The sequence below is a fragment of the Neorhizobium sp. DAR64872/K0K18 genome, assembly GCF_050500175.1.
Lineage (GTDB): Bacteria > Pseudomonadota > Alphaproteobacteria > Rhizobiales > Rhizobiaceae > Neorhizobium > Neorhizobium soli.
On the sequence record NZ_CP191447.1, the window covers coordinates 1 to 19,920 of the forward strand.

Genomic DNA, 19,920 nt, shown 5'->3' on the forward strand with positions numbered 1-19,920 from the left:
GCCAGACTGACTCCGATTCTTCAAGGCGTTTTTCGTTAACAAGAAGTTAACGCATCAAGGATGCCCGACTTTACAGTTGTAAAGTTTTGGGTCGATGCGCATGAGGCCCGACAGTTTTGCTAGGGCCCCTTCCCTGTAGAAGAGCTGAACTGTCGGAGATAGTCAGCGACTGCCTGAGCCTTCGCGGCGGCAGTGATGACTGCACGTGAATCCTGCTTCAGCACCTTGAGCCAGTTTTCAACGTAAGTCGCGGTGTTGTCTCGCGGATCATGCTCAATGCCAAGATCGGCGCAGACGAATGCGGCTGAGAGTTCGGCAATAAGCTCCTCCATTGCGTAGGTCTCGCTCCCGAACCGCCCGCTAAGGTCACGATCAAGGCGTGATTTTGCGCCGCTCCAGTGCCCGAGCTCATGAAAAATCGTGCTGTAAAGATGAACCTCGCTGAGGAACCGACCGCGCTCCGGCATTTGGATGTCATCGGGGCCAGGCCGATAGCAGGCTTGCTTTCCGCCGTAGGCTATCTTTGCGCCTGTGGCCCGAATGAAGGTTTCGACATGATCGATAACCAGAACCGGCTCGATCGGCGCCGCCTCGGCCGGGCTCTTGAAGCGGTCAGGCAGGTTGTCGATCTGCTCGACGTTGAAGACGGTGTACCCCTTGAGATAGGGGATTGCACGATCGTCCGCCTCCTGCTCCTTCGGCGTGAAGGTGCCGTACTTGACGACGAGGGTTCCTTGTTCGCCCTTGCGGACCTGAGCACCAAGCTCCTGAGCCTGCCGGTAAGTCATCCATGTGTTTTCGTCGTAGCCGGCGAGTTGACCGGAGAGCCACAGCATGACCACGTTGATGCCGCGATAGGCTTCGCCGGAGGCGCGGAGCGGCGTAGCCGACCTGCGGCTGTTTCCGCGCCATGGCCGGATCCAAGGCTTGGTGCCGGCCTCGAGCTGCTGAATGATGGTGTCGGTGATCCGCTGGTAGGTGTCCTTTCCGCTCTGCATCGCCGTCTCCTGTTCGTTGGTTGACGGCAAAGATCCGAAGATAGCGAAACGACCCCATGCACCCGTAGGGCCGCAACGGAGTGTAGGACCGCGCAAGCGGTTGAATGGGGGAGGGGCTATCGTAGTTTGTCCGTCAAATCATCCAACGGACAGGGGAGGGCGCAGAGCTCCGGCACCCCGGCCAACGACACAGGCCCTCACTGCAGCGACGGAGCCGCAGGTCAGCGCTCTCGGTCGTCTTGGTCGCGGTTTCGCTGGCGATCGGCAAGCTGCTGCGCTTTGATAGCCTTAAGCTCGGCGTTGATGTGCTGCGACTGAGGCTCTTGGGCCTTTTGCTGACCTGGCGGCGATTGGGCATCTTGGACCTGCTCCGGCCGCCCCAGAGTCTTGAAATCAGATCGAGCGGTGAACTTCACCTCCTCGTCGTCGGGAGGCATCCGCTCGGGAAGGTCAGCGCGGTCAACGGCCACAATCCCCCTGTCGGTCACGAGGCTCGCCACGCGATTGTCGTGCCCGAGAACCTGCCCTTCGATCACTTCGCCTGGGCGGGCCGTGCGGATGTTGTGCTCGAACGGATTCTCGCCAGCCTGCTCAAGATCTGACATGGCACTGCGGATAGCCTCGCGGCGGTTAGGATCCATCGCATCCTGGATGAGATGCTTCATCGCCGGACTGGACGGATCATTGGTGGTCTCAATGGACGCCTCGATCATGCGAGGCTTGGTGATGACGGTAAGATCGATGTCATGACCGTAGGTGCGGCCCAACGAGACCACTAGCGCCTCGTTTGCCCTTCCATTGCCTTCCCGAAAAGCGTGAACGTAATTCAGCTCAGAAAGAACGTGCGCGGCTTTCTCGGCAAATTGCTCAGGTGTCGCAGCTCTCAGGCCCTGATCGTCTCTGGCGGGCCTCAGCGCCTCGTTGAGACCCATTTCGATGCGCGAGCCGGGGAGGAAAGTCGTGTCGCCCTTCGAAAGCCCACCTACCGGCTCTACCCGCTGGCCATCGACGACAGGACTTTCATTTCGCGTATGTCCTGCCCATTCATAGATATCTTGAAAGATGTAGCCGTGCAGAGCCTTCAGATGCGCTGCGTCGTGATTACCGGTCGGGCCTTTTCCCTCAGCCAGCTCCGTTTGCCTCAAAGCCGTGAAAGCGTATTCGGCCTCACGCAGCGCCGAATGGCTCCTGATATTCAGCTTGTTCTTCAGAACATCCCTGAAATCCTTATCCTCTGAAGTGTTTGGATAGGTGTAGGAGCCTTTGGCTTCATCATCGCGGGCCAAGCGAAACCTCATGCAAAAAAGCCGCCTGAGATCACAGGCGGCCGCGAGAAATATCTAAGTGATGATCAAGCCCGCTTGAAGCGGGCCAGCAACTCTTGGCGCATTTCCTCGGAAGTGATGTCTCCCGCAACGTAACGGCCGTTTGCTTCTTCCAAAACCGGATCGCCAGTGTAACCCTGCCGCATATTGGCGGCACGAGCCTGATCGACGGCTTTCTGTCGGGCTGCAACAGCTTCCGGAGAGCGATCGGGGCGAGGGGCATGAACGTTCATTGGCAGAGCCTCCAGTTACTATTCAACTTAGCACAAAAAGAGCCGAATATCCAGCGAATGCGGGGTAAGCGGCTTTCTTATGGTGGGAGCCCGATCAGAGATCGGGCCTCCCAGGGCGATCAATCGCGGGGTTCCCATTCGATGATGGCCTGCAGTGCCACGTCATCTTGGCCGGGGTAGCGGCCCAAGTTGGCGTTGAAGCCGAGGCGCTTGATGGAGAGGGTGTAGTACGGCTTCCCTTCTCCGCTGGTCTTCTTCCAGATGCCGCCAACTTCGATGTCGTGGCCGCGAGGTGATTTGGCATAGACGCGATGCGTCGGAGCCTTTTCGTTGGTGGAGTCGAAAGGTGTAACCTTGATGTCCAGGTCCCGGTCGATGGTGGAGATGAGGCCGGTTCCCTTGGCGTTGTCGATGTCGTCTTTGTCGAACTGAATGAAGTTGGTCATGCTCATGTTAATCACTCCTCTATGGTGGTTGCGATGATCGTTCATTAGGCACGGCGAAAAGCGGTGCGCACCGTAGGCCGGAGCGCAGCGAAGGAGGCTGGCCGGGGACAAATTTTGTTTCGCGAGGAAGCCGAAGGCGGGGGAAATTTGGAGACGAACGGCTTTGCGCCAACCGCGTCGCCGTGCGAACGGGCATCAAGAGCAACCACTTTGGAGGTGTGGGGCCTGAGCGCTTGCAGCAATACGTCACCTCGACAAATGGGACATCGGCACAGGTCAAGGGCGGGATTGTGCTGAATGCAGCCGAACCAGCAGCCTGAAACAAGAGGCTGGGGTAACCGATGGTTTCGCCAAAACATGAGATCTCGCCATCTGTTGCCCATTTGAGCGCTGCCAGTCGTTCAGTTGCCGGAATGGCTGCGGCGATAGGAGGAGGGCGATTCAACCTGAGCGCCCCACAAGCCTTGGCCTCGCTGTCGAGCTCTTGCCTCGGCGCGGCGATACTGGTCCAGATCGATCGGGTGGGATCTTGGCAGATAACGCAACAGGAGGCTGGCTTGGCCCCGCCTTCACCATTTCAAGGCCAATATCCGAGCCATCGACGAAGCACTGGCCGACAAGGCGTTTGTACTGGTCTCGATCGACTTCAATGCAGCGGACATGCTTGCCATCGATCAAGCTGGCGAGGAACCGTCGTGCCTCGATGCCGCACCTCCATATCGCGCCATTCCTGAAGCCGGTTTGATCGCGCTCACAAGCATCAATAGCCGCAATGCGGATCCTCTGCTGACGAATGCTGAAGGTGTCTCCATCAATCACGCGCGCCTGGCCTGAAAAATCGGCCGACGCAGCGGAGGCAGTGAACAGAAGCGCAGCCAGCGCGGCTCCCACCAAGCGAATATTCATCAAGCGCGCGCCTCCATAGAATTGCGGGCTGCCAACCCAAATACCGAGCGGTTCAGATGAAGCTCTCCGATCGCGGCTCGGTCTGTCATGGCCCGCAAATACCCGCCAGGCGAGCTGATTTCGGCGCGCGTGTATTTCTCAAAGGTCAGAGCGATCGCAACCGCAGCCGCCTGCTGGCCCATTCGTTCCACGGCCCGCAGGCGCGCATCCTCGGACACGCCGGCGATGCGGCAAAGTTTGGGAGCGATCCGGTCCAGGTCCGCCCAGCTACGCGGGGGCTCGTAGCCATATTCGGCAAGGCTTGGCGTAGCCCGCCACACATCTTTCAGCGCCACAAGTGAAGGCCGCACTTGCAGTTGCCTATTGCTTTGGCGCGAACGGCTCCCCAGGCTTTCCTCAAAAGCCCTCTTGCTGGCGGAGCCAGCCCTTAACGAACTGATTTGTTCGCCGTTAGGCGAACGCCGTTCATCATTACGAGCTTCAAAAGGTCTTGGGGTTGTAATCTGTATGTGCATGTCGTTTTCGACATCCGCGCATGTCAGATTTGCATCTATGTCGGGCGCTTGCGGGGACCGATTCACGTTGCGCAATCGGTCGGCAAGCCACTCCAAAAGCATTGTTGCCTTCCGGAGGACATGGGCCGGTGCGTGCTTGGCCGATCCTATGAAGGCCGCGATCTTCTCAACACGGGACCCGATCCGCCCGAGAATGGCTTCCCCTCGCTCGGTTGAGGACGCGAGAGCATATCTCGCGGCACGCAGAGCGTCCCGGAAGCGACGCGCCGCGTTGTCGCGAACTCGAATCTCTTCCCGCTTCTGGCGCACCAGCTGATCAAGTTCATGGTGCCGAGCGATCAGGACACGCAGATCAATGCCGCAGGCGTCGGCAATATCTCCTTCGCCGTCCCGGATCGGGTAGCGCTTGAAATTCGCACTGTCCTGCATGGTGACAAGGCCGAGGTCGTACAATCGGGAGAGAATTCGGCTTACGCGTCCCGGCGACTTGTTGATGTCATAGCCGAGCTGTCGGTTCGACTTGTAGACGATCGGCCGCCCTCCTTTGTCGAAGGCGTCTGCCTTGGCGGTCGTTATGATGGCTTCCAGCAACGCATATTCTGCGGTCGTAACCATCCCGATTGTCATCAGGTTTCTTGCAAGTACCGCCAGCTGGCCGCGCGTCACCGTTCCGATTTCCGTTGACTGCGCCAGTCGCCGGAATTCGGCTCGCTCCTTCGTCATTCTGCGACCTGTCGGCCGCTTGTGTTGTGTGGGTTCCCCCATCGTCCGTCTCCTGTCAGAGGCCAGACAAAGCTCCGCCGTTCACCGAAAAGGTGTTTTGATTATTGACATCGGAGGGGAGGTCTGCGAGAATGGTTTTGGCTTATTATTACCGAACTGCAGACCGCTTCCGGATTCTTCGGGAGCGGTTTTTCTTTTCTGGGCCGGGTGTGATCTCCAAAAAGCTGTTAGAATGTGTGAGTCGGAATCGGTTACGGTTCCGCTCGTTACGATTTGTAGCCTGAGATACCGAATTGATGCAAGTTGACACATTTCCGCGCTGCTGCGCCGATTCAGCCGGCATCTGAAATAGCGCTTACGTTTCAATTTGTTAGCATGCTTTTCCGCGTCTTCCCTCTCTTCACGCTGAAATCTTGAACGTTTCCAGAGTAGGATTTACCCCCCGTTATTGTTGGGGAAATTCAACCGGGTGGGGAGGAGAGTTTGAGAGGAGGGGGCGCGGGCCTCCTCTCAACAAGCGGCCTGATGTGCCGTTCCCCGATACGTTTCTGCCTCCCAGGCACCTGCGAAAGCGCCCGCATTGGCTCGATGCCAAAGCGGGCGCTAAGGTGCGATCTTGCAGTAAACTCAGCCGCGCTGAATAGCCTCCTCAAAGTGGGTCGGTGGCAGATCGAAGGCCTTTTGCGCTGTATCGAGTGCCTTTTGCACGTCATCCCAATCAACATGCTCCGGATCGTTCAGGTAGGCGTTGATTAGCTGGCAGCAGCTTTCGGCGGCAAGGGTCGGATCAGGTACGGAATCAAGCATGGCTTGTCCTCTGGAATAGGGGAGCCGGTCACGCTGGAGGACGTGACCGGCGGAAAGCAGCGGCGGGATTATTCCGCTGCCATCGGGAACGAGTGTTCGTTCTTGTCCTCTGAGGTTTCAGCCTCACCCTCTGCGTCGGGGTCAGACGCGATCCGAACGTGAGGCGGAAGCCAACCGCTGTCCTTGATGGACTTGGCGGCATACTCCGCAGCCTCGCCCTTCTTCATGTTGCCGACACCAGCGGCGAAATCCTCGCCGCGCACCTCGGCAACAACGGCTTGAATGGTCGGCCTGTTGACGTGGCTGAAATAGCTTTCCGCCGTGGTCTCAAACCAGTCATGCATGTCCACGTTCAATGCGCGGCCCATCTGGTCGGCATGGGCCAGCGCTTGGCTGCGACTGCTGAACTTCTTCTCAACCGCATTGACGGAATGGGCGGCGGCATAGGCCAGAAGCTGCAACAATTCGCTTTGTGATTGATCCATCAGCCATTCCCAAAGGTCAGCAGGATCGCCGGGAAGCCGATGCCCATAGTTTTCCTCAAGGCTTCCCCACGCCTCAAGGGCCTTGTTCTCGGCGGGACGCTTCATCGAACCGTCCAGCACTTCATGGGTGACAGAGATTTCAAGCGCGCTCTGGTGGCCGGGAATGCCCCATGCCGTACGGTACTGCACCTTGAGCAGCATTGCGTGGACGACCGCCACAAGCGCAATGTCGGGATTGTTCGCCAGCTCGACACGAAGTGCCGCCGTCTTCTGAGCGGTCAGGTCTTCAATCAATGCGGCTGAATGGGTCAGCCCCGTAGATTTCGAAGCGCCGTCAGCCTCCTCGGTCGCCCCGCCTTGCTTCCCTTCCGTGGCCTCGGCCTTCTTCTTGTCCTCGTCGCGGACAAGGCCTCTCAGCACCGACAACTTGCCCCAATGGTCGATTGTGACGATTGCCCCTGCCATTGCGAGGTCTTCGCTGCGATAGGCTTCTTCGCGCTTCTGCAGGACGGCGATTTCCTGCTCGACGGCGGACAAGGCGGCCTCTGCACCTTCATCCTCCTGATCCGCATCGATCTGCGCCGCCAGTTCGTCATAACGCTCAGTCAGTGCGTCAAGCTTGGCTTGATCCTCGTCGCGGAGGTCCACGCGCTGCGGGTAAACCCGGGCCATCTGATAGATGTTGTCCGGCTGCTGAGCGCACCACTCGACCCATTTCCAGCCTTCGGCCTTCACAGCTTCCGCCTCGACCTCCAACTTCTCGGCAACCAGCTTTTCAAGCAAGCCGCTATCGCATGCAAAGCCTCCTCCCTGCTCGGCAAACAGGTCGCAGCGCACTGGACCGCCAGCCGCCTCATAAACCTCTAACCCGCCGATCAGCGCGAGCCGCTTGTCGCTTGCGGGGACTTCATCCACGGCGAGACGGCGCTTGATTGTGTTGGCGCTGCGATCCCATGAGGGGAGGGCATTCCACACCTCTTCCTGTCGAGCGTGATCGTCGGTGATGGTGAAGGCGGCAAGCTGCTCAAAGGTCATATCCTCGGCGCGGAACGCCGCGAACAAGACAGGGGAAACCTTCGCCAGCGCAAGACGGCGGTTGACGATGATTTCGGTTGTCCCGAACCGGGCGGCGATGTCCTTGATTGACTTGCCCTCATCGAACAACGCTCTGAATGCCTCGAACTGGTCGGCGGGGTGCATGGCCTCCCGCATCACGTTCTCGGTCAGGCTTAGTTCCGTGGCGTCACCCGCCTCCCGGACAATGACATTCACAGCGTAGTCAGCCGTGATCTCGCCCCGTTCGGCCAGAAGATTGAGGGCTGCAAGGCGGCGACCGCCAGCGGTTACGAGGTATCTTCCCTTGGATGCCTTGCGCACCACAAGGTTTTGGATGACGCCATTGGCGAGGATCGAGGCCGACAGGCTGTCGATGCTCTCCTTGGTGTAAGTCTTGCGGACGTTCTTCGGGTCTGCGTCCAGCTTGTTCAATGCTATCGCGATGATGTTGCTCATGGTCTCTTGCTCCAGTTTTTCCCGTTTCCCTTGGGAGCAAGCCCCGCTAGTGGGCGAAGCCTCTGCCTTCGTTTTCGAAGGATGTGCCCCCACATCCGGCGGAACGAAGGGGGAGGGCGCAGCCCGCTCCCGTTAGGACGCGGATCGGGTCATGGGGCGGGAGGAAGGAAAAACGGAAGGTTTGCCGGCTTGACGGCGAAAGCCGTTTTTCCTGACGAGCGACAGCGCCTGCGCGCTTGCCCATTGGCGCGATCGGCGACCTATCGTAAGAGCGGTACAGAGTAGGATCGATGGGCGGCCGATCCCGGCCGCTCCTTGCGGATGCGAATCGGCGACGCCGGTTCTCCGTCTTCACCAGGTTATAAAACGATGGATCTGCCCGCTGCGCTCCGAGTGATGAGCGCTCCGCTCCTCGGGCAGCTCTCCATTTCAACTTGATTCAATGTGTCGATAGCGGCGGTTAGCCGCTCGGCTCGGATCGATCGGCGCCAGTCCGAGACCCGAGAAGGACAATGAAGAACATCGGAGCTTTCAGCATAGCGCCGCCCCTCCTTCAGGGGCGGGAAAGCGGGAATTCTCGACACGGTTTTGACGGAAGAAGGGAAGCCGCAGGAGGCTTAGCATAGCGCCGCGAAGCGGAAGCCGGGACCGACTTCCCCCGGCAAAACCGTGCCTTGCCTCTACAGCCTGGGCGTTGCGTTCATGATGTAGTGGGCGATCTGAAACAGCTGTTCAACAGTCGCAGCCAGGTCAGCAGAGGCTTGCTGGATCTCTGGCGGTTGGGACGGATCGCCGGCGAGATCGCCAGCCTTGGCGATGATATCCTCGCAAGGATCTGTGATACTGTGAATGAGCTTCAGCAGCTCCTGGGCGGTTGCCTGATCCACCAGTGCCTGTCCTACGTCGTTTCCGGGCACCGAAACCCTATGGAGCAAGCGGACGGAGGTCCAGAGGCTTCCTAAGCGGGTTGTTAAGCTGTCTCTGCTGAAATGGCGGAATGGTAAAAGGACCGCGAAAGCCGCCAAAACCGCTTCTGACGGAAGATAAGGCGCCGCTGCGAAGCGGACGCCTGAGACCTCGCGACCCTGAACAGCCGCGCCTCCTGTTCGATCCCATGCCGGATCGCGTCGAACCTTGCCTAGCCGTCTTGAAGAACCGCCCGCGGAAGGGGCCTGAATGGTCCTACGATATCAAGTGGGACGGCTACCGGATTTCTGTCCACCGGGAGCTATCCAAGGTGAGGATCCTGACACGCGGCGGCTTTGACTGGACGGAAAGATTCCCGGCCATTGCGTCAGCGGCGGCCGCTCTTGGTCCGGCGACATTCATCCTCGATGGTGAAGCCGTCGTGCTCGACGAGATGGGGCGATCAGACTTCGGGCTGCTGCAGGGCTCGCTTGGGGGCCGGACCGGAAAACAGCAGGCTGGAACCGCGCTCATGTTCGCGTTCGATCTCATGTACCTCGACGGGCATGATCTGCGTAAGCTGGAATTTGCTGCACGGCGGCACATCCTGGAGGATCTGCTTGATGAGGCCACAGGGGCGATCCGCTTGTCCGAGGAAATCAACGAGGATCCCGAAAGGCTGATCGAACACGCTTGCGCGCTGGGCCTGGAAGGCATCATCGGCAAGCATCGTGATCGCCCCTACAGACCGGGCAAGACTGGCGACTGGATTAAGATCAAGTGCGTCCAGCGCGAAAGCTTTGCCATCCTCGGCTACGAACTGTCGTCAGCTATGCCAGATGGCTTTGGAAGCCTCCTTCTCGGAGCTCTCAGAGGAGGTGAGTATGTCTATGTCGGAAGTGTCGGAACTGGCTTTAAACATCAGCAAGCGCGAGCGTTGCGAAAGCAGCTCGACAAGCTGAAAACGAACAAGCCGGTGATCCGCTTCAAAGAGAACACCCGCATTGCGACAGATCCAGGCCTGATCGCTGAAATCGACTTCCGGGGATGGACGTCCGACGGGAAACTGCGCCACGCCTCGTTCAAGGGACTTCGCGACCCTGAAGACGCAGCGGCAGTATATTCGCTCGATGTTGGAGACGCCTAACCGGCAAGATTGGGCGGGGGCATATTTCTTCTCAGAGTAACGAGAATCAGGTCTAGATCCCGATTGGCATCCGCCGCCAGCATGAGGTTGTCCGCAACCTCTGTAATGGCGGAGAGGACTTCCGTCTCCTCCCAACCTCGGCGCACGGCATACTCTACCAGGTCCTGCAAAACAGTCTCCACCGCCAACTGACAAGCGATGTAGCGGCTTTCGTCCTTTTCGGGTGGCGCATTTGGAAAGTCGGTCATGTTCCAGCAAATATGCTTCCTGCGGGCGCGTGCAAGGCCGCGGGTTCGGGATCACGACGGATAGGCCGCACCCTGCAGGGCAGGGTGCGGCCGTACTTCACTGAGGCTTGTTGTCGTTTCCGGCCTTGCTGTTGAGCTCGACTTGATAGCTGAACTCGACCTTGGCGATGAGCGGAAGCATCACGGCGATGGAGAACCGAAGTTGGCCCTTGCGGGACAACTTCGCGATTTGCCGGTTGATGAACTGGCGAAGGCGACGGCCGGTTTTCTGGCAGAAGGTTACGAGCGTTTTCATCAGAGGTTCCTCCTTAGTGGTTGTGCGTAATCGCGAAGCTCGAATACGGCTGGAACCGCCGAGTGCATCGCGCAGCGATCGCAACGGAGCGAAGCGGAGAGGAGAACCCTTTAGGGTTTCACGCCAAGGCGGGGCCTGACGTATCGTGCGCAGCATTAGATTACGTACGGCCACTAAGGAGCGGCCTGAAAACGCGGCCTTCGTAGCCCCTGCCGTCGTCTTTGCCTTCAACCGGCAAATCGTGATCCGGCCGCTAGGTCGGATCTCCATCGCCGTGATGCTGCAGCGGTGGTTGAGCTCGCGTCGACGCTCTAGCCGGAAGCGACAACAAGCCTCAGTGAGCCGTCCCGCTTGCGGGGCGCTTCCGTCGTGAGGGGGAAGGGGAGTTTGAGGGGAGGGGCCGAGGGGCTCCCCTCATTGCGGTTGGGTGCCGCTCGATGCGGCGCTCAAGCGCTCCTAAACCTGGGCGGCCTCGCGCTTGCGCAACAGGAACCGCTTCAGGCTCCATCCGGCTCCCAAGATGTAGGGTGGCCGCCCAAGAGAGTAGTGCCCGCAATTCAGCCGCAGCACGCCCACTCTGGCTCCGGCATTCTGCAGCCGCCCTAGCAGGCGTTCTGACAGGTCCGGCAAAACAACCGTGTCCCTCGATGCTAGGACGACATGAAGTTCGAGGCTTGGCCGCGCCAGCCTGTCTGCATGGTTTTCAAGATTGAGTGGTGCCCACGCTCTTTGCAGCTGGGCAAGCGTAAGATGCGGCTCGAGGCTCTTCCGGATCGATCGGGTTGCGCGCCCGGTCCATACCATTTCGGCAAGGCTTCCTGCCGTGAGGAAGAGCGACGCCCGAGAAACGGCGGTCTCATGCGCCGCGACCAGTCCGGCTATCCAGGAACCCAGACTCATCCCGAGGACAGAAACATCCCGATACCCCTCGCGCTTCAGCCAACGGATAAGCTTGCGCCCGTCCCATACAGCCTGTCTGACGGCCTGCACCGTTCGGCCGAGATTGGCGCTGAGCATGTAATCGGCATAGAGCGAGCCCGGGCGCTTGCGCTCCAAGTGGTAAGGCATGGCGATCTCGATGACCGTGATCCCTTGCCAGGAGAGGAACCCGGCAATCTGCCGGTTCCGACTTTCGGCGTTCCAGTGATGGAAGATCACCACCGCCTGATCGCGTTTTCCGCTCTCCGTGATCCTGGCCCACACGATGTTGTTTTCCGCGACATCCGTTGAGATGTCCGAAGGGAATTTCAGCCAGCCATCCCGCGGCTCGAAGGTTTGGTCGCTTGAATCAGGCGGATCAAAGAAACCCGGATCAGCCGCGGCCGTTTCCGCGAGTACGCAAAACCCCTCTAGCGTTTCAGCCGCTCCCATGCCGGGGAATGCACGATCGGCGTCCAGAATGAGGTCCGTGGTCTTCTTGGCCTCCTCGCCGCGTTGGGCGCGGCCCTCGTCCCAACGATCGAGCCAGCTATGAAACATGGCTGTCGCCTTCCATATCGCCGGCTCGCCAGCCGGCTCCAAACTCTGGATCAAATAGCCCGTATGTGGCGATCAATGCGGCGACCATCAGCAAGACTGAGAAGCCGTCAAAGGCATCGATCGTCAGATACGAGATCAGGAGCAATCCAATCGCGGAAGACATCTTCCACAAGGGCGCTCGCAGACGTCTGTCACTGCCCAACCGGATTGCTCCATACAGGAAGACGCTGCAGGTCGATATTGCGACGAGGAGGCTGCTGTAGTGGGTTGGCATTCGATAGCTGAAGGTATGATCGCCGTCGTCGTAGTTGGCGAGGGCAGCCCACACGTCACGAACCATCCACGTTATGATGTCTGGGCCTTGTGAAGCGAGATAGGCGCTCTGCGCTTTCATGCAGATGGCGGCCAGGACGACGAGAACTGTGCATCGGAACACGCCCCGCATGATCCTCAGAGCGGCCTCACTGACCCCCGGCCCTGATCCCTGATCAGTCTGAAGCTTCGCTTGGCTGTCGAGCTTCCATAGATCATGGATGATCGTATGCAGAATGATCAGGCCCGCGAAGAGCAGGTAGAAGGTGACGGACATATAGAGGTAGGCGAGGGCGGTGAATACGATGGCCGCCGGGGTCGAGATTCTGTCAGGCCGTATGATGCCAATCGTCCCCCAACTTGGGGCAAAATCCTGCGCCTGTTCTAACAGCGGGATCAGCTGCACCCCAATCCATTGAGCCAGGCCGGCAAACAAGATGCAGATCAGGAAAACGGCCCAATAGGTATGGGAGTTCGCCTGCAGGTTTTGAACCCAGACATTCCCGCTTTGAGGTCGATCGGCATGTGCCAGAAACCTTGGACGTGCATCATGTTTCCAGAAAACTAGAAGCTCGATGACTATGGCGAAGAACAGCGGCAGCAGCACCATGAAAAGGAAGGTCCAGTTCGGCGCCCACAGAAAGCCGACCTGTTTTTCGATACCGTCCTCGCGCATATAGGTGATGGTGTGGATCCCAAGGATATAGGACAGGAACCCAAGCGCGGACGAACCGGCAAAGACCGAAGACGGCAGATTCAAGTGTGATCCGTGAGAGAAAATCGCCTCGGTCCTGATCGCTAAACCAGATGGCCGCTCCGTCGACATGGGTTGAAGATCCACCGAGACGACCGGCGTTAGCGGAATCTGGTTTGCGGCTGGCGCCGGCATGTCCGGCACTTGCGAAGTAGCTGCGCCGCCAGTCTTCTTGTTATCCCGTCGCTTGGCAGTCAGGCGGGCTTGCGCTGCACTAAGCTCCTTCATCCAATCATTCGTCGCTTCCTTGTCGCCGCAACCAAAGATGCGTGCGAGCCAGCGGATGTTGGTGGTGCTGATGCCCTTGTCGTTCTCCTGAAACCAGAGCTGGACCGTGCGGAGATCCACCCCGCCGCGATTGGAGTCGATCTTTGAAATGGCATCCGCCAGCAGTTCCGGCGTCCAGGGACCTTGCGGAAAACCATCATCACCCAAGGGCCGACCAGCTCCTGCAGCGGCCATCTGCTTGAACAGCTCCTTGAAATCGCTTCCGTCGTTAGGCGGCGCGACAAAAATCTTACCGTTTTTTTCCAATTACTTGCAGGCTCGGATTTCGTTTCGTTTCGCATCCTATCGTGCGTTTCGTCAAGTTCAATGGTCTTAAAGCCCCTCCAATGCAACTTGATCGGTGAGGCATCCACCATGCTACTGTCGTTATCCAGTTCGCGTTCGTCGCATCGGGCAACAGCCACTCTGCGCACAAGCTTCACCTCGGACGAGCTGTCGTCCAAGCAGGTTGGAACGGAAACCGCAGGTAGTGCGACTGGAGAAGGCCCCTCGCTTCGTGAGTTGATCGATCAGCACTCGGCAGCCGTTCAAGGGGGAAAAAGGCGACGGCACGCCGCTTGGCAATCATCAATTACAAGCCAAAGGGAGAGGGAGAAGCCAACCTGAAGCTGACCTATCTCGCGGCCTATCTGATTGCGACAAAAAGCACGCTTTCCGCCAAGGAAATGAGTTCATTGCTGGCGGATCGCCCGGTTCGATCAACCTCCTGAGCGAGATGATCAAAGCGCCGCCAACGGCGGCAGCATGCCGGGCGAGAGGGGAGCCGAGGGGAGGGGCATGGGCTCCCTTCGGGCGGACCGCAGCCCGCTCGATGCGGCCAGGTTCGCAACTGCCAAAATGGCTACGGGGCCAGTTCTTCCGAACCAGCCCCGCAACAAGGCATCCAACAACTGTCAGCGTACCAATCCTAACCGTTCGCCAAGGGTTGGCGGCGTCGGCGTTCCTGCTTCCTTTGTCATGGCGACGATGACGTTCTGTGACAGCCCTTCGATCTCATAGCCAAAACGGCGAGCGCTCTCGATGATCGATTCAAGGCTTGGGTGCTGCTCAAGAAGCGTCCCGAACCACAGTGCATATTCGTCGGTTTCCTCATCGGGAAATGCCTGCAGAAAGAAGGTGCGCAACGGCGGGTCATAGCCGATTACGGCGTTCTCGTCGGTCTCTTCGTCGGTTTTCACGGTCACGGTGTAGCGGCTCAATGGTGTCCCTCCTGATGTCGGGCCGCATCGAAATGCGGCCCAGGTCCTATTTGAACAGCGGCATTGACCGCTTGTTGGTCAGGCTGGCGCGGTCGGTCTCAAAGCGGTAGCCGTCCCAATCCTTCCACGCTTCCCAACCTGTCGCGGTGGCGCGTCCATACCAGACGCGCACCCTGACGTTATTGTTTCCAAGGTCCTCGACAACCTCGACCGTGTGGCTCCCTCCTAGACCGGAGGGCGTGTCGAAGACCTCAACGCTTCGGCGCTGGCCGTTGCTTTCCATGCTTCGCCTCCTACAGCCGGAAATGGGCAACCAAGCCCTGATTGGCTCGGTGGCTTGCCAGTGCATAGGCGCACGCCTGCGCGAGAAGGTCGGGATTCTCTGTCATGCCCGACTTCGCGCGTCCCTTGATGTCGGCTTTCAAGTAGTTATCGCTGGTCCCAATGTGCATGTTTCCGACAATCCAGCGCAATTGCGCATACGGGATCTCGTCAACGCGCCGAACAGGCAGGGCCGAAATCAGACCCTTGCGCTGACTGGCTGCCTCTCCGGCCTCACTTGCCTCCTTCTTGGTCGGGAAATAGGCTTTCACCAGCTGGCGGCGCTGCGCGTCGGCGGCACTCATGAAAGCGTTTGAGCCGTCTTCTTGGGTGTATAGGCTCCAGTCGTCGGCACTGCCGCCGAACATGGCGTCGCCTCGGCCGGAAAACTCCATGACTGTAAAAATCTGCTCATTCATGTAGGGGATCCTCTGTTTTCCGGGACTGATCAAGCGGCGCTGTCGCCGCTGATCGATCTCAAAACGCACTTGGCCGCATAGCGTCCGGCCTCGTTCAAGTTGCGCTGCCACGCCCCCTGCGACGGGGACCAGCGGAACCCGTGACATTTCAGGGTGCGTCGCGTCTGCTCGTCGGGCTTGCCGGGAAAGAGCAACTGAATGCGGGCCATGTCGGTGTTTTCCTTGACCGTGACGGCTCCTGCCTCCGTCTCGACGTCCTCGGCGCGGTCGCGGCGCTTCTTCATCGCAGCAAGCGAAGCGAGGCGGGATTGCATACGGCGCAACTCTGCGCGGGTGTTGGTGGTGGAAAAGCCGCGTCGGTTCTGCCAAAGGGCAAGGGTAACGCCACGCGATGCCCTTTCCTCGTCCATGCCGGTTTCTGCCACCACGCGGGCGAGAATGTTGGCTTCGCTCGCCTGATCCTTCTCCATCCGGCGAATGATGACATTCGCCCGTTTCATCCGGTCGATGGACAGTGCCAGGTCTTCGATCCGCAAGGCGATGCGCTGCATGGCGGCCGGATCGCCGGAGCGGATTGGCTCGTCATCGGTTCCGTGCGGAAACGCCTTGCGCTTCACTGCCTTTTTCGCAGTCGCAATATGGGCCGAGATGTCAGCACGGCGGGCGTCTGAAACTCGCATCCGCTTTTCGTTGCGGGCGACGGGAAAGCGGGCAGGACCGGTGATCAACCAGTTCATGCAACGGCCTTCCGCTGCCCAATACTTGCGGGTGATCTCGACATGACGGCGGGCAAACGCCTCTAGTTCAGCGTCCGGCAAGGGCAGTTTTGCTTGCTGCCACAGCTCCACCATGTACGCGGCAAAGCCGTTCAGGCGCTCCGCCAGCCCCTCCAGTTTGGAAAGGGTGCGCCGCTCCGGAAAATGAGTAAGGGCATGGAAGCTATGTTCGATGTCCTTCGCCGCGATGGTCGCGGCAAAGGTTCCGGCGAGAATGGACAGGGTGCGGTCCTCGACAACAGCGATGATCATCGGACTACCCCCGCCATGACGGTTGGGTGAGTGCGGGTGATGCGGGTCTGGAACCCGATCAAAGTGCCGCCCAGAATGATCCCATTGGGGGAATGGTCGTCTGCCTTGGCGAAGACCGGATCAAGAACCGGCTTGCAGACGTTCAGGCGGGCCGCTGCTTCCTCAATGCTAATCTGCGGCGGTAGGACATGCGAGCCGTCCAGGCTGGCAAGAACGATCTTTCCAGCCAATGGCTGCGGGTAGCCGTCAAAGACAGTGAACGCGGTCAAGCCGTCCCGCAAACCCTCCTCATCGACGATAAGAACGTGGTTCGTGTCGAATGGCACCACCTCGACAAGCTGGCATCCAATCAGCCCGTAGGTCTGAGAGAACGCTCTCGGCGCGGCGACCTCTGCGGCTTGAATGGTCCCGGCTTCCGGGTCCAGCAGGTAAACGGTTGCGGTTGTGGTCATAGTCTAGCCCTTTCTCCAATTCCGCGAAGCGGTCTTCTCGTGCCCCTCGTGGGCAGGAGCCCCGCTCCTGCTCCCGAGCTCGCGCGGAGCAGCGGGGGAGAGGGTGGCAAGGGGATAAAAACGGAGGGGGTTCGCCCGCCCGAGGCAGAGCCGAAGGGGCGGCGCGTCAGCGGCGATCCTGCACGAAAGCGCGGCCTTAAGGCTGCGCGAAGGAAGGACGGGGAGACCGTTTTTTCCCCTTGTGAGGGAGAGGGGGCGGCGCTCCTCTTTCCCTCATCAAAGAGACAGACAGGACGCCTCCGGCGTCACTGCTTCATCGTGACGGGGACCGGACTCACCGTGACTGGTGCTGATGACTGTGAGGAGCTTTCAAGATGCGGAAAGGCCGCCCCGATCAGGCGGGGCGGCCTCCGTAGGCACGCGACAAGAAAGGGCTAGAGACTTGCCACGACCTGACTTGATCAGTAGCCAATATGGGTCGATCGCGAGAGGCTGTAAATGTCGGTACCGATTTTTGCCCATGATGCATGTGATTGAAGGCGAAGCCGCAGCGCAACCGATCGTCACCCGAATGGGCGGAGACAGCGCCTGCTGGCTCCGTGCCGAAGGCATAGAGCGGGGTCGCAAGCGATGCGCTAAAGTAGCTATTCAGGGTAGACTTTCGAGGTACCATCTTTATTTGTTCCAGAGGAATAACGATTAATTTCCAGTGTGGTTGGTGGCAATGGCAGGTTTCGGACTCGAGCAGTGGGTAAGCTATCTCGGACTTGAACGCGTTGACGACCCGAACAAAGATTATCCCGTTTATCGCAAGCGGCTCGACGGAAAGATCATCGATCTCAAGGAACTGGATCTGCTTGTTGCTCAGCGACTGCGTGACCTGCGAACCGACCGACAGATTGCGCAAGCCAAAGTCGCTACACTGCTGGGGGTGAAGGAGGCGACGTATTCTCGTTACGAAAACGCCTCTTCCTTGATGACCGTCGGACGGCTGATCCACGTTTTCGAGGTCCTGGATATCACTCCAAAAGAGTTCTTCTATCCCTTCGTCAACGAACGACCGACTCATTCCAAAGGCAAGTCGCTCAAAGACGTGAGAAACAAGCTGATGGAAGAAACGGTCGATCACCTCAAAAAGCTCGATGATTCAGCCTTGAAGATGGTGCATGACCTGGTGATTGCCGTGGAGCCCCAGACGATTGGTAGGCAGAAAAGGAATGGCGCGGCGAAAGCCGCGCCATGACACTCAGCGGGTTGGCTTTGGTTTCCGCCGCGCGCCGGCCGCTTTGGCGAACAGCTGGCGCTCATGCGGCGTCCTCTTCCGGCACTTCTGGCGAAGACATCGCTCGGATCGATCGGCGCCAGTCCGAGATCCGAGAAGGACAATGAAGAACATCGGAGCTTTCAGCATAGCGCCGCCCCTCCTTCAGGGGCGGGTAAGCGGGAATTCTCGACACGGTTTTGACGAAAGAAGAGAAGCCGCAGGAGGCTTAGCATAGCGCCGCGAAGCGGGACGCGGGACGACCTCCCCCGGCAAAACCGTTCCGTGTATAAGGACGCCATGGATACGATCGACGCCTACATCCCCCAGGACATCTATTCGATGCTGACCACTGGCCTTGTCGTTCTGGTGGTGCTGTGGCTGGTGACGTTTATCGTCCGGCATTCGTACCTCCCTCAATGCCCTGTCCTGCCCTGGGGCAGGACAACCTCTGCTCTATCCAGGAGCATAAGCCGGTCCGTTGCCGGGCAATGCCGTTCATGGCCTTCAAGGACGAGAGCAGCCAGAGCGACCTTCTGGTCCCGAAGTTGGGGTGGAAATGTGACACGGGACCGAATGCGCCAGTGGTGTACCGCGATCGCTCAATTGTCGAGCGCCGCGACTTCGACGACGAGCGTGCCGCGTTGGCAGAGCAAACTCCGGGCTTGCAACGCTATGTGGATCTCTTGCTCAAGTACGATCCGGTAACGGCGACTCGGCTCACTAAGGCGGCGCAGAGTGCCCAGCCGGGCCGGGTCGTGGTAGGATTTGTATCATACCTCCGCCATAACAGGAACCTCGACATCGTGAGCTTTGCGCGCGCGCAGCAGCCGGTTCTGACGGAATGGGCCGAGAAGACGAACGGGAGCCCGCAGCTTGCTTCGTTCAATACCTTCTACCGTGACGCGGCCACAGATCTTGATCGCTACCTGAGCGTCAAATAGCAAACTGCTGCATCCAGTGCTTTGTCGAGAGCCGCTATCAGCGGGCGAATCTCTTCTGGAGACCCCGAACGGAGCGCCGCTGCGTTACATCGCATGGCCGCCTACGAAACCCAGCGACACCGCTGCCATCCAAACCGCCATCACGATCATCATTAGGTTCTCGGTCAGCGAGACAAAGCCGAGCGGAACGTTGCTCGATCCGCCCACGCATGCGCATTTCAGCTCACGCCTGTCGATGTAGACCGCCTTGAAGACCGAAACCGCTCCGATAGTGCCGATGAACAGGGCCACCGGGATCGAGACGAAGTTCAGCGCGCCCGCCACCATCAGGACGCCCGCGAGTCCTTCCGCATAGGGATAGACGTAGCCGTACGGCACCCAGCGCTTCGCCAGCAGGTCGTAGTTCAGGAACATGGTGGCGAACGACTCCACGTTCTGAAGCTTCAGCATGGCAAGCACCACCATGGAGAACGCCACGAACCACTCGGCTGCCTTCAGAGTGAAGGGATCGCCCGAAACTGCGTAGCTCGCGGCCATCGCGGTCAGCGCCGTCATGGCGAAGAGCACGGCGACCGGGCGGTACGTCGTGGCCTTGGGATCGACCACCTTCTTCCCGAGGAAGCGCCTCGTGTCGTCGTGGCCGCCGACGCGTTCGCCATCTATGAACACCTGCGGCGTCGTCGCGACACCGTGCTCCTTCTTGAACGCGTCCGTCTCCTCGCGCGTCGTCAGGTGGTGGTCTTCGACCTCGTAGCCCTCGTGCTCGAGCAGGTACTTCGCCTTGAGCCCGTAGGGGCAGGTGTGGCCGGGCATCACCATGCGGTAGATGTCCGCCTTCTTGTTCTGGACCCTGTCCAACATTTCACATCTCCTTCTGTCTTGCGACACCGTTGGCACGATCATACGTTCCGTACCGT

At 59.3% G+C, this 19,920-nt stretch carries 23 protein-coding genes; 4 read left to right on the forward strand and 19 right to left on the reverse strand.

Annotated elements, in window-relative coordinates:
• Positions 1 to 119: 119 nt before the first annotated feature.
• The 9 genes from ACQY1P_RS22530 to ACQY1P_RS22570 all read right to left on the reverse strand — a co-directional run bounded on the left by ACQY1P_RS22530 (position 120) and on the right by ACQY1P_RS22570 (position 8,837).
• Positions 120 to 998 (reverse strand): ArdC family protein, encoded by an 879-nt coding sequence (locus ACQY1P_RS22530; protein WP_145162312.1) that lies wholly within the window; start codon positions 996 to 998, stop codon positions 120 to 122.
• Positions 999 to 1,219: 221 nt separating this feature from the next.
• Positions 1,220 to 2,284, reverse strand: a complete 1,065-nt coding sequence (locus tag ACQY1P_RS22535) for a Fic/DOC family protein (protein WP_234888299.1) — start codon at positions 2,282 to 2,284, stop codon at positions 1,220 to 1,222.
• 65 nt (positions 2,285 to 2,349) lie between these two features.
• Positions 2,350 to 2,556: an antitoxin VbhA family protein gene (locus ACQY1P_RS22540; protein ID WP_037093580.1), complete on the reverse strand. Its 207-nt coding sequence runs from the start codon at positions 2,554 to 2,556 to the stop codon at positions 2,350 to 2,352.
• A gap of 119 nt (positions 2,557 to 2,675) precedes the next feature.
• Entirely contained in the window at positions 2,676 to 3,008 is a 333-nt protein-coding gene (locus ACQY1P_RS22545) for a DUF736 family protein (RefSeq protein WP_102022171.1), read from the reverse strand.
• 435 nt (positions 3,009 to 3,443) lie between these two features.
• Positions 3,444 to 3,908, reverse strand: coding sequence for a thermonuclease family protein (locus ACQY1P_RS22550; RefSeq protein WP_331251707.1), 465 nt, complete (start codon positions 3,906 to 3,908; stop codon positions 3,444 to 3,446).
• Positions 3,908 to 5,188, reverse strand: coding sequence for a plasmid replication protein RepC (repC, locus tag ACQY1P_RS22555; RefSeq protein ID WP_145162318.1), 1,281 nt, complete (start codon positions 5,186 to 5,188; stop codon positions 3,908 to 3,910). The genes ACQY1P_RS22550 and repC overlap by 1 nt, the downstream gene beginning before the upstream one ends.
• 585 nt (positions 5,189 to 5,773) lie before the next feature.
• A complete protein-coding gene (locus ACQY1P_RS22560) occupies positions 5,774 to 5,953 on the reverse strand; it encodes a hypothetical protein (RefSeq protein WP_145162138.1) in 180 nt (59 codons plus the stop codon).
• A gap of 68 nt (positions 5,954 to 6,021) precedes the next feature.
• The gene (locus ACQY1P_RS22565) at positions 6,022 to 7,950 is read right to left on the reverse strand and encodes a ParB/RepB/Spo0J family partition protein (RefSeq protein WP_145162140.1); all 1,929 of its coding nucleotides are present in this window, start codon (positions 7,948 to 7,950) and stop codon (positions 6,022 to 6,024) included.
• A gap of 680 nt (positions 7,951 to 8,630) precedes the next feature.
• Positions 8,631 to 8,837 carry a hypothetical protein gene (locus tag ACQY1P_RS22570; protein WP_145162146.1) on the reverse strand — a complete coding sequence of 69 codons (207 nt, stop codon included), beginning with the start codon at positions 8,835 to 8,837 and terminating at the stop codon, positions 8,631 to 8,633.
• Positions 8,838 to 8,947: 110 nt separating this feature from the next.
• Between ACQY1P_RS22570 and ligD the strand changes: the two genes are divergently transcribed.
• Positions 8,948 to 10,003 (forward strand): non-homologous end-joining DNA ligase, encoded by a 1,056-nt coding sequence (gene ligD / locus ACQY1P_RS22575; protein ID WP_145162148.1) that lies wholly within the window; start codon positions 8,948 to 8,950, stop codon positions 10,001 to 10,003.
• On the opposite strand, the gene ACQY1P_RS22580 is transcribed toward ligD, so the two are convergent.
• From ACQY1P_RS22580 to ACQY1P_RS22595, 4 genes are all read right to left on the reverse strand, one after another.
• The gene (locus ACQY1P_RS22580; protein WP_145162151.1) at positions 10,000 to 10,251 is read right to left on the reverse strand and encodes a hypothetical protein; all 252 of its coding nucleotides are present in this window, start codon (positions 10,249 to 10,251) and stop codon (positions 10,000 to 10,002) included. The two genes, ligD and ACQY1P_RS22580, sit on opposite strands and share 4 nt — an antisense overlap.
• Before the next feature lie 97 nt (positions 10,252 to 10,348).
• Positions 10,349 to 10,546: a hypothetical protein gene (locus ACQY1P_RS22585; protein ID WP_153423356.1), complete on the reverse strand. Its 198-nt coding sequence runs from the start codon at positions 10,544 to 10,546 to the stop codon at positions 10,349 to 10,351.
• Between the two features lie 456 nt (positions 10,547 to 11,002).
• Positions 11,003 to 12,025 carry an alpha/beta fold hydrolase gene (locus ACQY1P_RS22590; RefSeq protein WP_145162153.1) on the reverse strand — a complete coding sequence of 341 codons (1,023 nt, stop codon included), beginning with the start codon at positions 12,023 to 12,025 and terminating at the stop codon, positions 11,003 to 11,005.
• Positions 12,015 to 13,625 carry an RcgA family putative transporter gene (locus ACQY1P_RS22595; protein WP_145162156.1) on the reverse strand — a complete coding sequence of 537 codons (1,611 nt, stop codon included), beginning with the start codon at positions 13,623 to 13,625 and terminating at the stop codon, positions 12,015 to 12,017. Before ACQY1P_RS22595 ends, ACQY1P_RS22590 begins: the two co-directional genes overlap by 11 nt.
• Positions 13,626 to 13,936: 311 nt before the next feature.
• Between ACQY1P_RS22595 and ACQY1P_RS22600 the strand changes: the two genes are divergently transcribed.
• On the forward strand, positions 13,937 to 14,089 hold the full coding sequence (locus ACQY1P_RS22600) for a hypothetical protein (protein ID WP_430256773.1): 153 nt from the start codon (positions 13,937 to 13,939) through the stop codon (positions 14,087 to 14,089).
• Positions 14,090 to 14,272: 183 nt separating this feature from the next.
• On the opposite strand, the gene ACQY1P_RS22605 is transcribed toward ACQY1P_RS22600, so the two are convergent.
• The 5 genes from ACQY1P_RS22605 to ACQY1P_RS22625 are packed head-to-tail and all read right to left on the reverse strand — an operon-like array spanning position 14,273 to position 16,798.
• Positions 14,273 to 14,578, reverse strand: a complete 306-nt coding sequence (locus ACQY1P_RS22605; RefSeq protein ID WP_145162158.1) for a hypothetical protein — start codon at positions 14,576 to 14,578, stop codon at positions 14,273 to 14,275.
• 46 nt (positions 14,579 to 14,624) lie between these two features.
• Positions 14,625 to 14,861, reverse strand: a complete 237-nt coding sequence (locus tag ACQY1P_RS22610; protein ID WP_145162160.1) for a hypothetical protein — start codon at positions 14,859 to 14,861, stop codon at positions 14,625 to 14,627.
• A 10-nt stretch (positions 14,862 to 14,871) separates the two neighbouring features.
• A complete protein-coding gene (locus ACQY1P_RS22615; protein WP_145162163.1) occupies positions 14,872 to 15,318 on the reverse strand; it encodes a hypothetical protein in 447 nt (148 codons plus the stop codon).
• A 29-nt stretch (positions 15,319 to 15,347) separates the two neighbouring features.
• Complete coding sequence (locus ACQY1P_RS22620) at positions 15,348 to 16,346, reverse strand: hypothetical protein (protein WP_234888293.1); 999 nt, start codon at positions 16,344 to 16,346, stop codon at positions 15,348 to 15,350.
• Positions 16,343 to 16,798, reverse strand: a complete 456-nt coding sequence (locus ACQY1P_RS22625; RefSeq protein WP_186447678.1) for a DUF3846 domain-containing protein — start codon at positions 16,796 to 16,798, stop codon at positions 16,343 to 16,345. The genes ACQY1P_RS22620 and ACQY1P_RS22625 overlap by 4 nt, the downstream gene beginning before the upstream one ends.
• A gap of 724 nt (positions 16,799 to 17,522) precedes the next feature.
• Between ACQY1P_RS22625 and ACQY1P_RS22630 the strand changes: the two genes are divergently transcribed.
• Positions 17,523 to 18,041 (forward strand): helix-turn-helix domain-containing protein, encoded by a 519-nt coding sequence (locus ACQY1P_RS22630; protein ID WP_430256775.1) that lies wholly within the window; start codon positions 17,523 to 17,525, stop codon positions 18,039 to 18,041.
• Positions 18,042 to 18,559: 518 nt separating this feature from the next.
• The gene (locus tag ACQY1P_RS22635; RefSeq protein WP_145162169.1) at positions 18,560 to 19,003 is read left to right on the forward strand and encodes a hypothetical protein; all 444 of its coding nucleotides are present in this window, start codon (positions 18,560 to 18,562) and stop codon (positions 19,001 to 19,003) included.
• 84 nt (positions 19,004 to 19,087) lie between these two features.
• Here the strand turns inward: ACQY1P_RS22635 and ACQY1P_RS22640 are convergent, their stop codons facing one another.
• On the reverse strand, positions 19,088 to 19,864 hold the full coding sequence (locus tag ACQY1P_RS22640) for a MauE/DoxX family redox-associated membrane protein (protein ID WP_145162172.1): 777 nt from the start codon (positions 19,862 to 19,864) through the stop codon (positions 19,088 to 19,090).
• Positions 19,865 to 19,920 lie beyond the last annotated feature (56 nt).

Bases quoted from the DNA above. Each gene is read 5' to 3' on its own strand.
- ACQY1P_RS22530 (WP_145162312.1), bottom strand. From the start codon at position 998: ATGCAGAGCGGAAAGGACACCTACCAGCGGATCACCGACACCATCATT.
- ACQY1P_RS22540 (WP_037093580.1), bottom strand. From the start codon at position 2,556: ATGAACGTTCATGCCCCTCGCCCCGATCGCTCTCCGGAAGCTGTTGCA.
- ACQY1P_RS22545 (WP_102022171.1), bottom strand. From the start codon at position 3,008: ATGAGCATGACCAACTTCATTCAGTTCGACAAAGACGACATCGACAAC.
- ACQY1P_RS22550 (WP_331251707.1), bottom strand. From the start codon at position 3,908: ATGAATATTCGCTTGGTGGGAGCCGCGCTGGCTGCGCTTCTGTTCACT.
- repC (WP_145162318.1), bottom strand. From the start codon at position 5,188: ATGGGGGAACCCACACAACACAAGCGGCCGACAGGTCGCAGAATGACG.
- ACQY1P_RS22560 (WP_145162138.1), bottom strand. From the start codon at position 5,953: ATGCTTGATTCCGTACCTGATCCGACCCTTGCCGCCGAAAGCTGCTGC.
- ACQY1P_RS22565 (WP_145162140.1), bottom strand. From the start codon at position 7,950: ATGAGCAACATCATCGCGATAGCATTGAACAAGCTGGACGCAGACCCG.
- ligD (WP_145162148.1), top strand. From the start codon at position 8,948: ATGGTAAAAGGACCGCGAAAGCCGCCAAAACCGCTTCTGACGGAAGAT.
- ACQY1P_RS22580 (WP_145162151.1), bottom strand. From the start codon at position 10,251: ATGACCGACTTTCCAAATGCGCCACCCGAAAAGGACGAAAGCCGCTAC.
- ACQY1P_RS22585 (WP_153423356.1), bottom strand. From the start codon at position 10,546: ATGAAAACGCTCGTAACCTTCTGCCAGAAAACCGGCCGTCGCCTTCGC.
- ACQY1P_RS22590 (WP_145162153.1), bottom strand. From the start codon at position 12,025: ATGTTTCATAGCTGGCTCGATCGTTGGGACGAGGGCCGCGCCCAACGC.
- ACQY1P_RS22610 (WP_145162160.1), bottom strand. From the start codon at position 14,861: ATGGAAAGCAACGGCCAGCGCCGAAGCGTTGAGGTCTTCGACACGCCC.
- ACQY1P_RS22615 (WP_145162163.1), bottom strand. From the start codon at position 15,318: ATGAATGAGCAGATTTTTACAGTCATGGAGTTTTCCGGCCGAGGCGAC.
- ACQY1P_RS22620 (WP_234888293.1), bottom strand. From the start codon at position 16,346: ATGATCATCGCTGTTGTCGAGGACCGCACCCTGTCCATTCTCGCCGGA.
- ACQY1P_RS22625 (WP_186447678.1), bottom strand. From the start codon at position 16,798: ATGACCACAACCGCAACCGTTTACCTGCTGGACCCGGAAGCCGGGACC.
- ACQY1P_RS22630 (WP_430256775.1), top strand. From the start codon at position 17,523: ATGGCAGGTTTCGGACTCGAGCAGTGGGTAAGCTATCTCGGACTTGAA.
- ACQY1P_RS22635 (WP_145162169.1), top strand. From the start codon at position 18,560: ATGGCCTTCAAGGACGAGAGCAGCCAGAGCGACCTTCTGGTCCCGAAG.
- ACQY1P_RS22640 (WP_145162172.1), bottom strand. From the start codon at position 19,864: ATGTTGGACAGGGTCCAGAACAAGAAGGCGGACATCTACCGCATGGTG.